Source organism: Actinoplanes sp. NPDC051861 (genome assembly GCF_040681145.1).
In the GTDB taxonomy this organism is placed as follows: Bacteria; Actinomycetota; Actinomycetes; order Mycobacteriales; family Micromonosporaceae; genus Actinoplanes.
Genome location: NZ_JBFAYE010000005.1, coordinates 1 through 10564 on the forward strand (window position 1 = coordinate 1; position 10564 = coordinate 10564).

A 10564-nucleotide genomic window follows, 5' to 3' on the forward strand; every position below is an offset into this window, starting at 1 on the left:
CTCGACGCGCAGAACAACAGCTCCGCCAACGGAACCCGCCTGCAGATCTGGGACTGCTTCGCCGGCGCCAACCAGCGCTGGACACTCCCCTGACGGATTGACCGGAGCGTCCCGCCCGTCCCCTTTGCGGGCGGGGCGTCTCAACGCGGCGGCGGCCCGACCAGGGCCCGGGCCAGCGCGATCGCCAGCGGGGACCGATCCGTGCGCCACACATGCCGCTGCTCGTAGGGCCAGGCGTACACCGGGAAGTCGCCCTCGCACAGGCCGGCGAGCTCGGGCTCGCCCAGGTCGTCTGCGGCGGCCCGGTACAGCTGCGCGATCCGCGGCACGATGACGCCGTAGTCCATGATCCGCGAGAGGTAGTTCTCGTCGGCCAGCACCTTCTCGATACCGACCTTCGCCAGCGGATAGACGTCCGGGAGCACGTCGCCGAGCGACAGGAACAGATCGGCGCCGCGCAAGCGCGGATCGCCCAGGACACGGCCGAGCGGTGCGAGCCGGCCGAGAGCCAGACGTGGGCGAATGAGGAGGCAGTGCGCATACAGTACGCGAAGAAGCGCCACATCCATGAAGAACCGTTCCAGTGGCCCCTCGCCGTCCACCAGATCGCGATGCCGCAGATAGCCGCCGACGATGCTGGCGTTGTGCGCGCGGTACCAGCGTGCCGGCTCGGGAGCGCGCAGAAACGCCAGCCACGCGTCGACGCTGCGTGTGGTCGGTGACCCGGCTGCTCCGTTGCAGAGCAGATCCGCCTCGGCGGCGTCGCGCAGCAGCGCCTCGTTCACCGCCCGCCACCACGGGCTCCCGCCGTCGGCCCGGAGCACGCCGCAGCGGATCTGCCAGCGCATGAAGGCGACCTCGGCCCTGCGGTACGCCCGGATGCTGCGCCCGTCGATCCGCTGCTCGTAGAAGCGCGCCGCCAGCCCCAGCCGCCGCTCCGGATCGTCACGCACGGCAGCGACCATCTCGGCGGCACGCGCCGCGGCCTCGCTCATGACCGGAATTCTGCGGGCGGACAGCGGCGCCGCGCTATGGTCCGGCGATGCGGTATCTCAGCCGGACACCGGCCCCGCCGCTCGACCGCTTCATCGACGACATCTACTGCCTGTCCGGGGAACCGCGCCACCGCCGGGTGAACGTGCCGCCGATGCCGTCGGCGCACCTGTTCGTCAATCTCGGGGACCCCGTCCGTCTCCGGGACTCCGACCCGTCGGTGCCGCCCGCCGTGTTCACCGACGGATGGTTCATGGGGCTGTGGACCCGCCGGTTCCTCCTGGAGTACCCCGCCCGAGTGCGGGTCGTCGGCGTGCACTTCAAACCCTGGGGCATGTCGCCGTTCGTCGGTGTCCCACCGGCCGACCTGCGGAACCGCTGGGTGCCGGTCGACGCCGTATGGAACCGGTCCCTCGACCGGATCCGCCACCAGGTCGACGCCACCGCCTCGGCCACCGCGGCGATGCGCGTCCTGGAGGACGAGTTGCGCTCGCGGCTCGCCGCCGAGCCGCCACGCGGTCTGGAGCTGGTCCGGCGGACGGGCGGGCGCCTGGAGATCTCGCACGGCGCCGTCCCGGTGGGCGTGCTGACCGACGCGGCCGGTGTGGGCGTCAATCACCTGGCCACGCAGTTCAAGTCGCACGTGGGCGTGACCCCGAAGGCGGTCGCCCGGATCTACCGCTTCGCCCGGCTGATCCTGTCGATCGACACGCAGCACCCGGTCGCCTGGCCCGATCTCGCACACACCGCGGGCTTCTTCGACCAGGCCCACCTCAGCCGGGAGTTCAAGGACTTCACCGGGCACACACCGACCGAGTATCTCGCCCTGCGGCGCCGGTTCCCCGCCCAGGCGGGCTTCCCGCCGGATGACGGGCCGATGCCGGCCGCGTGATTTTCTCCAAGCCGGATCGTCCTCACCACGACAGGATCGAGGGGTACGGCAACCGGACTTCGAGGAGGAGACGTGGGCTCTGTTGTCATGCACAGCGTGGCGTCGGTGGACGGCTTCATCGCCGATCTGAACGACGACGTCGGCCCCCTGCACGACTGGTACTTCGACGGGACCGTCCCGATCGTCGCCGGAGGCTCCTTCAAGGTGTCCGCGGCGTCGGCCGGCTACGTCCGGTCGATGTGGGAGTCGATCGGCGTGATCGTCATGGGCCGCCACCTGTTCGACCTGGTGAACGGCTGGGAGGGCCGCCCGCCCGCCGGCGACCACGTGGTCGTGGTGTCACACCGGCCCAAACCCGAGGGCTGGCACCCCGAGGCGTCCTACCACTTCGTCGACGACGTCACGACCGCGATCGACACGGCCCGCTCACTGGCCGGCGACCGCGTCGTCGCGGTCAACGCCGGCGAGGTCGGCGGCCAGATCCTCGCGGCCGGCCTGGTGGACGAGGTGGCGATGGACGTGGTGCCGGTGGTGTTCGGATCGGGCAAGCGCTACTTCGGCAGCGTCGACGGCCAGCACCTGCTGGAGGACCCGCACGTGGTCGTCCAGGGCGAGCGCGTCCTGCACCTGAAGTTCGGCGTGCGCCGCTGACACCTCCACCGATGAGTTCGGGCGTCCGGCGTGGTCTTACCGGGGAAGGAGGCACACATGGACGTGCAGAAGGAGAAGGACGCCGTCACCGCGGTGATCGAGCGCTGGGTCGCCGCGATCCGGTCGTCGGACCTGGACGGTGTGGTCGCCGATCACACCGGTGACATCGTGATGTTCGACGTGCCGCCGCCGCAGCGGGGGCTGCGTGGCATGGACGACTACCGCGCCTGCTGGCCGCCGTTCTTCCGGTACATCGAGTCGGGTACGACGTTCGAGATCGTCGAGCTGGACGTGACCTGCGGCGAGGACGTCGCGTTCGGCTGGATGCTGCTGCGCTGTGGCCCGGCGGAGGAGCTCGAGCGCAAGCCGGACCTGCGGCTGCGCATCACCGTCGGCCTGCGCAGGGAGGCCGGCCGGTGGCAGATCAGCCACGAGCATCACTCGTTCCCGCTCGACGATCAGTGACCGCGGAAGGCCTCCTCCAGCCACCATGACGGCCGGCCCGCCGCGACCTTCAGGTCGACGACCATCGGCACGTCGCGCGGCCCCGCGACCCACTCCGCCACCGGCGCCAGTTCGGCCTCCGCCCGGACCGTGACGCCGGCACAGCCGTAACCCCGGGCGATCGACGCCAGGTCGGCGTCCGGGAAGACGACGGTGGAGAGCGGGTGGCCGTGCGGGCCGAAGTGGTGGACCTCGGCGCCGTACGCGTCGTCGTTGTAGACCACGATCAGCATGCCGAGGCCGAGCCGCCGGACGGTCTCCAGCTCGGCGATGCCCATCAGGAAGCCGCCGTCGCCGCAGGCCGCGACCGGCAGGCGGTCCGGGACGGCCAGGGCGGCACCGAGGGCGCTCGCCAGCCCGAGGCCCACGGACTGGAAGGCCTGGGTGAAGCAGAACCCCCGGTGGTCCGGCACCGAAAGGAACATAGACGGATATCCCATAAAATTTCCGGAGTCGGTGGCGATGACCCGTTCCGTTGGCAACAGATCGTCCAGCGCGACAGTCGCCACCCTGGGGTCGATGTGCCCGGAATCCCCCCAGTCCTCGAACGGCACATCCCGCCACCGCCCCGACGTGGCGAGACGATCCCGAACCGTGTCAGTCCGATAGCCACCGGAGGAGACACCGGCAACCGCCCGAGCCGTGGAAGCCACGTCACCCACCACGGCCAGATCAACTCGGTGGTGCGCGCCCAGAGCGGACGGTGAGTCGTCGACCTGCACCACGACCGCGTCCGGGGACACCAGCGCACCGTGCCGGCTGGTCCACATGTTCAGAGCGGCACCCCACGCCACCACCACGTCAGCGTCACTGATCAACGAGGCCGCCAACGGCGTGGCGAAACCGCCCGAGACGTCCAGGTTCCACGGATTGCCGGCGAACAGTCCCTTGGCCGCGGCCGAGGTGGCCAGCAGCGCACCGCACGACGACGCCAGCGACTCCAGCGCGGACCGGGCTCCCAGCGCGCCCCGCCCCGCGATGAACACCGGCCGCGAAGCCCCGGCAAGCACCTTCGCCAGGGAGGCCACGGCCTCGTCGGACGCACGCGGTGCCAGCACCTCGACACCGGGCGGCGGCACCGTCAGCTCGGCGGGCGCCGCCTGCACGTCCAGCGGCAGGTTCAGCACCACGGTCCGGCGGGAGCCGACCGCCGTACGCCAGGCCCGCGCCACATCCGCCACCGCCGTGTCCGGGCCGAACACCCGATCGCTCTCCGCGCCCACCGCCCTCGCCAGAGCGTCCTGGTCGACCCGGAAGTTCGACCGCAGCGCGGTGGCCGCCGGCTCGGCCGCCAGCACGATCATCGGCGTCCGCGACTTCGCCGCCTCGGCGATCCCGGTCATCGCGTTCGTCAGCCCACATCCCTGGTGGACCGTCACGAGACCCGGCTTGCCACTGAGCCTCGTGTACGCGTCCGCAGCCGTGGCCGCCCCCGCCTCGTGCCGGGTCGCCACGAACCGCGCCCCGTGCGCCACCAGCGCGTTCGTCACGTGGAAGTTGCCGCTCCCGACCACCCCGAAGACGTGGTCGGCGCCGAGTCCCGCGAGGGTGGCGCCGACCACCTCGGCGACGTTCATCAACGCTCGACCAGCGCGAGCACCCGGGCCGGGCTGCCCGAGCCGCCCACGATCGGCAGCGGCGCTGCGATCACCACCGCGCCGGTCGCGGGCAGGCGGCTCAGGTTCTGCAGCTGGGTCAGGCCGTACTTGCCGGCGCCCAGCAGGTAGGAGTGGCACGGGAACGCCGGGTCGAACGAGTGCGCCGCCCCGGCGTCGGTGCCGACCGTCTCAACCCCGATGCCGATCACCGGGGCCTCCTCGGCGAGCCACTTCGCTGCCTCGACCGAGACGCCGGGAGTGTGCGGGCCGGTCTCGTTCGCGTTCAGGAAGGCGTCCTGATCGTCGGAGCGGGCGTCCCACCCCGTACGCAGAAGAAGCCACCCACCCTCCGGAAGCGAACCGTTGGCCTTCTCCCACTCGCGGATGTGCTCGACCTCGAGGAGGAAGTCCGGATCGGCGGCGACCCGGTCGGCGACGTCGATCACGACGGCCGGCGCGATCAGCCGCCGCAGCGGGATCTGGGACACGTCGTCGCCGTCGCGCCCGGTGACCCAGTGGACGGGCGCGTCGAAGTGGGTACCGGTGTGCTCGCCGGTGTGGATGTTGTTCCAATACCAGGCGGGGCCGCGGTCGTCGTACCGGCTGATCTCCTCGAGACCGAACGGGATCGTGTTGGAGAACGGCTCGGGCAGCTGAAGAATCGGGGTGCCGGAGGAGAGCGGCGCGGTCAGTTCGACGACGTCGATGGCGCCGCTATCCACTCCGGAGACGAGTGCCTGCAGAATGCTCATGACGCTTACTATCGTTCGTCCACCACCTCGCCGTCACGTGCCTCCGAGCCCTTGGTCAACCGCCTGGCTCGGCGCGCCCTCACTCTCGGCGCGGTCTGCCCGGCGCCGCGAGAGCGTCGTCTCGAACAGCGCCACCCCGATCATCGCGACCGCGGCCACGATGACACTCGCCCACAGGTCCAGCCGGACCGAGAACCCCAGTACGGCCAGGAACAGCAGGACGAGAAAGTAAGCAATCCGTCCCGGCATGGTCACGCGGACAGCCTAGTGACAAACCTCCACTCACTCAGGGGAGCAACGCGGCAACATCCGGTTGCTGAGTCAACAGACCATCCTCCACCGCCAGTTGGCCGAGAGTTTCGATCGACGCCCGGTTCACCTCGGCCGGCCAGCGGGGCAGGATCAGCGCGTCCCGGGTCTCCGGCGGGATCTTCGTGTAGCTGCCGAGCGCCTCCCGGACCTCGTCGGGGTGCCCGTCGGCGTACGCCAGCGACTCCTTCATCGCCTCGGTGAACCGGCTGACCAGATCCGGGTCGTCGGCGATCAGCTTCTGCGAGGTGAAGTACATGGCCACGGTCAGGTCGGGCGCGGTGTCGACGTAACTCGACGCGATCCGCCGGGCGCCGGTCGCGATCGCCGCCTGCTGGAACGGCTCGACCACGAAGATGGCGTCGACCCGGCCGGCCTCCAGCGCCGGCACCTGGTCCGGGAACGCCAGCTCGGTGAACTTGACGGCCTTCGCGTCGCCGCCGTCCTTCTTCACCGAGGCCTTCACGCTCACCTCGACAATGTTCTTCAGCGTGTTGGCCGCGACGGTCTTGCCGACCAGGTCCTTCGGCGACTTGATCGGGCTGTCCGCCTTCACGTAGAGCCCGGCGAAGTCGGCGCCGTCCTTGCCGGTCGAGTTGTTGCCGTTGACGACCGCCTTGATCGGCACCTTCTGGCTCTGCGCGAGCATCAGTGAGATCGCGTTGCTGAATCCGAACTGGAACTGCCCGCTGAGCACACCGGGCACGATCGCCGCGCCGCCCTGGGCGGTGGTCAGCTTGAGATCGATGCCGCGGTTACGGAAGAAGCCCTTCACCTGGCCGAGATAGATCGGGGCGACGTCGACGATCGCGATGACGCCGACATCGACCTTGGTCAGCTGCCCGGAGGAGCCGGGCTCGGGTTCGTCGTCGGAGCCGCTGCTGCAAGCGGCCAGGGCGAGTGCGGCTGCGGCGAGGACCGCAACGATGGGGCGTCGTCGCATCGGGACTCCATCCACCAAGACCGATATGGACCTTCACCGCTAGCTAAGTTCGCAACCGGTCAGCGGTCAAGCTCAACTCCGCCGCATCGTGCTCATAGAGCCATCCGAGCGCGTTGAACGACCAGGACCGCGAGCCGGCCGCCATCTGATCGTCGCGCTCGCGCTGCGCGTCGCCGTCGGGAAGGTGGAACCGGGTCTTGTTGCCCGCCGACATCTCCTGCAGACGGGCGGTGCGCGGTATCCGTACCCCCTCATAACGACGCAGCGCCGCAACCGGCGGCAATTGCCGCAGGCAGGCAGCCAGCGTGGCCCCGTCCTCGATCGCCTGGGCCGCGCCCTGCGCCATGAACGGCAGCATCGCGTGCGCGGCGTCGCCGAGTAGCGTCACCCGCCCGGCCGACCAGCGCGGCAGCGGCGGCCGGTCAAAAAGCGCCCAGGTGAAGGTTTCGTCCGCCGCCCCGATGATCTCGCGCACCTGCGGATGCCACCCCACGTAGGCGGCCACCGCGTCCGCGACCTCCCCGCGGTCCGTCCACGACTCCCGCGTCCACGTCTCCCGCTCGATCACCGCGACGAAGTTGACCGACCGCCGCCCGCTGATGAAGTAGTGCACGAAGTGCCGGCCCGGCCCCATCCAGATCTGCGCCGTGACCTCGAGCCCCAGAGCCGCCAGCCGCTCCGCCGGCACCACGCCCCGATAGGCCACACACCCGGTGAATCGCGCCCGGTCCGCGCCGAACAGCACCTGCCGCACCGTCGAGTGAATACCGTCCGCACCCACGAGCACGTCCGCACGTACCGTCCGCCCACCCGCGAACCGCGCCTCCACCGCATCGCCGAGATCGGTCAGCCCCTCCAACCGGTGTCCGAGATGGATCCGTTCCGGCGGCACCGCCTCGACGAGCGCGGCCAGCAGATCCGCGCGATGCATCTGATAGTGCGGACACCCGTAGGTCGCCTCGAGCGCCTCCGCCAGCGGCGCCCGCAACAGCGTCCGCCCATCCGCCCACCTGCGCTGATGCCACGCGAGCGGCTTCACCCCACTCGCCGCCAGCGCCGCGGCCAACCCGAGCCGATGCAGGATCCGCGACGCGTTCGGGCTGACCTGCACTCCCGCGCCCACCTCGGACAACTCCGACGCCTGCTCATAGACATGCACGTCCAGCCCGGCGCGAAGCAGGCTGAGCGCCGCCGCCAGACCCCCGATCCCCCCACCGACCACCACAACGCCCGTCATGTCCCGATGCTGCCCGCCACGGCTCGGTCCCGCTACCGGGTTGCTTACCGCAAACGCGCCCCTCCGGGACGCGGCGGGCGGACAATCACGGCACGGGGGTTGATCTTATGAAGAGGATGAAAGGGCTGGTCGCGGCCGCGATCGTCGGGGCGGGAGTGCTGGTGGGGTCGCCGGCGCTCGCGGAGAACACGTGCAGCCGGTCGCAGCGAGTCGAGTTCGAGACACCGGGGTTCGACACGGTGTTGCGGGTGCGGATCTGCATCGCGCACGGTTCGCCGACGCGGGGTGCGTACGCCCACGTCGACTGGATCGACGGCGGGGACAGTGTGGAGGACGGCGACCGGAAGTTCGACGCGCTGGACATCCACTATCAGTTGCAGGCGTACGGGATCGCGGTGGCCGGCGGCGCGTGCGGCCTCGCGGAGCGGGTGAACCGTACCGAGAGCGGCACGTTCACCTGCCCCATGGCGACGTTCAAGTCGGGGCGCCGGGGCGGGTGGAGCGCGGACGGGTACATCGCCTACAACCTGGACCGTGACGGCGCGGGTGTGATGCGCACCGAGCTGGAGGGTTCACCGGCCGTTTCGACGTGACCGCGCGTCAGCGACCCATCGGGATGCCGGGACCCCAGAACGGCGGGTAGCCGTAGTAGCCGTAGATCTCCTCGTAGTACGCGCGCTGCTCGACGAGCTCCGGGTCGTACTTCGGCGCGCCCGCGATGCGGTTCTTCGACGAGGCGACCTCCACACGGTCGTCGGTGACCGCGCGTACCGCGCCGGTCGGGATGAACGACGAGGCCGCGCCGAAGCCGAGGATCCCGCCGCGCTCGATCCGTCATGGCCGCCACCTCCTCCACCAACCGGGATACCCAGGCCCGGTGCGCTGCAAAAATCCTGCAACCAGATTCTGGTTGTTGTTTCTTGCGGGTTAATCGACGCGACTCTATTCTCGGCCAAGGAAAGCGCTTTCCTGCATGTAGAAGGTGCCCTGCTACGGAGGGCGGCCTGGGGCTGCCGCGCGCCCATGAGTGGTTCGCACCAAGACGAGAACAAGTGAGGCGAGGATGAAACGATCAGTCGCACTGCGACTCTCGGCGGTACTGGGCACGGCGGCCGCGGCGGGGGCCATCGCGTTCGGCGCGCCGCTCCCCCAGGCGTCAGCGGCGGCGGTGGGCAGCGCCACCGGCTTCGCGTCCCAGAACGGCGGGACCACCGGCGGCAACGGCGGCGCGACCGTCCGGGCCAGCACGGGCACGGCGATCCACACGGCGCTGTGCAACCGGGCCAGCAGCAGCACGCCGGTCACCATCGAGGTCGAGGGCACGATCAACCACGGCAACACCGCGAAGGTCTCCGGTGACAGCTGCAACACGGCGGCCGGCGTGATCGAGCTCAAGGACATCAGCAACGTCACGATCATCGGTGTCGGCAGCGGGGCGACCTTCGACCAGCTGGGCATCCACATCCGGAACTCCAGCAACATCATCATCCAGAACGTGACCGTCAAGAACGTGAAGAAGTCGGGCTCCCCGACCTCCAACGGCGGCGACGCGATCGGCATGGAGAGCACGGTCCGCAACGTCTGGGTCGACCACGTCACCCTGGAGGCGTCCGGCGGCGAGTCGGAGGGCTTCGACGGCCTGTTCGACATGAAGGACGACGTCGAGTACGTGACGCTCTCGTACGCCATCCTGCGCAACTCGGGCCGTGGCGGGCTGATCGGCTCCAGCGAGAGCGACACCGGGAACAGCAACATCACGTTCCACCACAACAAGTACGAGAACATCGACTCTCGTACGCCGCTGCTGCGTGGCGGTGTCGCGCACATCTACAACAACCACTACTACAGCCTCAACGAGTCGGGCATCAACTCGCGGGCCGGCGCCCGGGCGAAGGTGGACAACAACTACTTCCAGAACTCCAAGGACGTGCTCGGCACGTTCTACACCGACCAGGCCGGCACGTGGCAGACCAGCGGCAACATCCTGGACAACGTGACGTGGTCGGCGAAGAGCAGCGACCACAACCCGGCCGGCCCGAGCATGGCGTCGACCACGACGGTGAGCGTTCCGTACTCGTTCTCGCTGGACAACGCGTCCTGCGTGCCGAACATCGTGAGCCAGACGGCGGGCGCGAACAAGGGGATCAGGACCTCGACCGGCAGCTGCTCGGTGACCTCGTCGCCGTCCAACCCGCCGTCGTCGCCGTCCAACCCGCCCTCGTCCCCGTCGAACCCGCCGTCCTCCCCGTCGGTCCCGCCGTCGCAGCCGAGCGGCACCAACCTCAGCCTCGCCTCCGGTGCCGGTGCCGACGGTTCGAGCAAGGCCAGCGGGACCAGCTACGGCAACGTCAAGGACGGCAACATGAGCACCTACTGGTCGCCGAGCGGCACCACCGGCGACATCTCCGTCAAGTGGGGCTCCGCCCAGACCGTTTCGAAGATCAACATCCGGGAGGCGTCCGGCGCGACCGGGCGCATCGGTAACTGGCAGGTCCTCAACGGCAGCACCGTTCTGGCCTCCGGCTCCGGCGCCAAGGTCATCACCTTCGCCTCGACCTCGCTGACGAAGATCACGTTCCGGATCACCAGCGCGTCGAGCGCGCCGCAGGTGGCCGAGTTCGAGACGTACGCCAGCTGACGCACCACTGATCGCCGGGCGCTGACCCTTCAGGGTCGGCGCCCGGC

The 10564-nt window shown here is 69.8% G+C and carries 12 protein-coding genes; 5 read left to right on the forward strand and 7 right to left on the reverse strand.

The features are described from left to right. Nucleotides 1–140: 140 nt before the first annotated feature. A complete protein-coding gene (locus AB0M02_RS16950; protein WP_364227517.1) occupies nt 141–995 on the reverse strand; it encodes a hypothetical protein in 855 nt (284 codons plus the stop codon). Between the two features lie 47 nt (nt 996–1042). On the opposite strand from AB0M02_RS16950, the gene AB0M02_RS16955 reads away from it, so the two are divergent. The 3 genes from AB0M02_RS16955 to AB0M02_RS16965 all read left to right on the forward strand — a co-directional run bounded on the left by AB0M02_RS16955 (nt 1043) and on the right by AB0M02_RS16965 (nt 3001). Further along, on the forward strand, nt 1043–1885 hold the full coding sequence (locus tag AB0M02_RS16955) for a helix-turn-helix domain-containing protein (protein ID WP_364227520.1): 843 nt from the start codon (nt 1043–1045) through the stop codon (nt 1883–1885). Between the two features lie 72 nt (nt 1886–1957). Beyond that, on the forward strand, nt 1958–2536 hold the full coding sequence (locus AB0M02_RS16960) for a dihydrofolate reductase family protein (protein ID WP_364227523.1): 579 nt from the start codon (nt 1958–1960) through the stop codon (nt 2534–2536). A gap of 57 nt (nt 2537–2593) precedes the next feature. After that, on the forward strand, nt 2594–3001 hold the full coding sequence (locus AB0M02_RS16965; protein WP_364227526.1) for an SgcJ/EcaC family oxidoreductase: 408 nt from the start codon (nt 2594–2596) through the stop codon (nt 2999–3001). Here the strand turns inward: AB0M02_RS16965 and AB0M02_RS16970 are convergent. The 5 genes from AB0M02_RS16970 to AB0M02_RS16990 are packed head-to-tail and all read right to left on the reverse strand — an operon-like array spanning nt 2995 to nt 7879. After that, nucleotides 2995–4617, reverse strand: coding sequence for a thiamine pyrophosphate-binding protein (locus tag AB0M02_RS16970; RefSeq protein WP_364227528.1), 1623 nt, complete (start codon nt 4615–4617; stop codon nt 2995–2997). The genes AB0M02_RS16965 and AB0M02_RS16970 overlap by 7 nt on opposite strands. Next, nucleotides 4617–5390, reverse strand: coding sequence for a cyclase family protein (locus tag AB0M02_RS16975; RefSeq protein ID WP_364227530.1), 774 nt, complete (start codon nt 5388–5390; stop codon nt 4617–4619). Before AB0M02_RS16975 ends, AB0M02_RS16970 begins: the two co-directional genes overlap by 1 nt. 33 nt (nt 5391–5423) lie before the next feature. Beyond that, a complete protein-coding gene (locus tag AB0M02_RS16980) occupies nt 5424–5645 on the reverse strand; it encodes a hypothetical protein (RefSeq protein ID WP_364227533.1) in 222 nt (73 codons plus the stop codon). 31 nt (nt 5646–5676) lie between these two features. Next, the gene (locus tag AB0M02_RS16985; protein WP_364227536.1) at nt 5677–6642 is read right to left on the reverse strand and encodes an ABC transporter substrate-binding protein; all 966 of its coding nucleotides are present in this window, start codon (nt 6640–6642) and stop codon (nt 5677–5679) included. Between the two features lie 43 nt (nt 6643–6685). Next, the gene (locus tag AB0M02_RS16990; protein ID WP_364227538.1) at nt 6686–7879 is read right to left on the reverse strand and encodes an FAD-dependent monooxygenase; all 1194 of its coding nucleotides are present in this window, start codon (nt 7877–7879) and stop codon (nt 6686–6688) included. A gap of 107 nt (nt 7880–7986) precedes the next feature. Between AB0M02_RS16990 and AB0M02_RS16995 the strand changes: the two genes are divergently transcribed. Further along, complete coding sequence (locus AB0M02_RS16995) at nt 7987–8472, forward strand: hypothetical protein (protein ID WP_364227540.1); 486 nt, start codon at nt 7987–7989, stop codon at nt 8470–8472. A gap of 7 nt (nt 8473–8479) precedes the next feature. Here AB0M02_RS16995 and AB0M02_RS17000 read toward each other — a convergent pair whose 3' ends face one another. After that, nucleotides 8480–8626 carry a hypothetical protein gene (locus tag AB0M02_RS17000; protein ID WP_364227543.1) on the reverse strand — a complete coding sequence of 49 codons (147 nt, stop codon included), beginning with the start codon at nt 8624–8626 and terminating at the stop codon, nt 8480–8482. 316 nt (nt 8627–8942) lie between these two features. Between AB0M02_RS17000 and AB0M02_RS17005 the strand changes: the two genes are divergently transcribed. Further along, nucleotides 8943–10517: a pectate lyase gene (locus AB0M02_RS17005; protein WP_364227545.1), complete on the forward strand. Its 1575-nt coding sequence runs from the start codon at nt 8943–8945 to the stop codon at nt 10515–10517. Nucleotides 10518–10564: the final 47 nt, after the last annotated feature.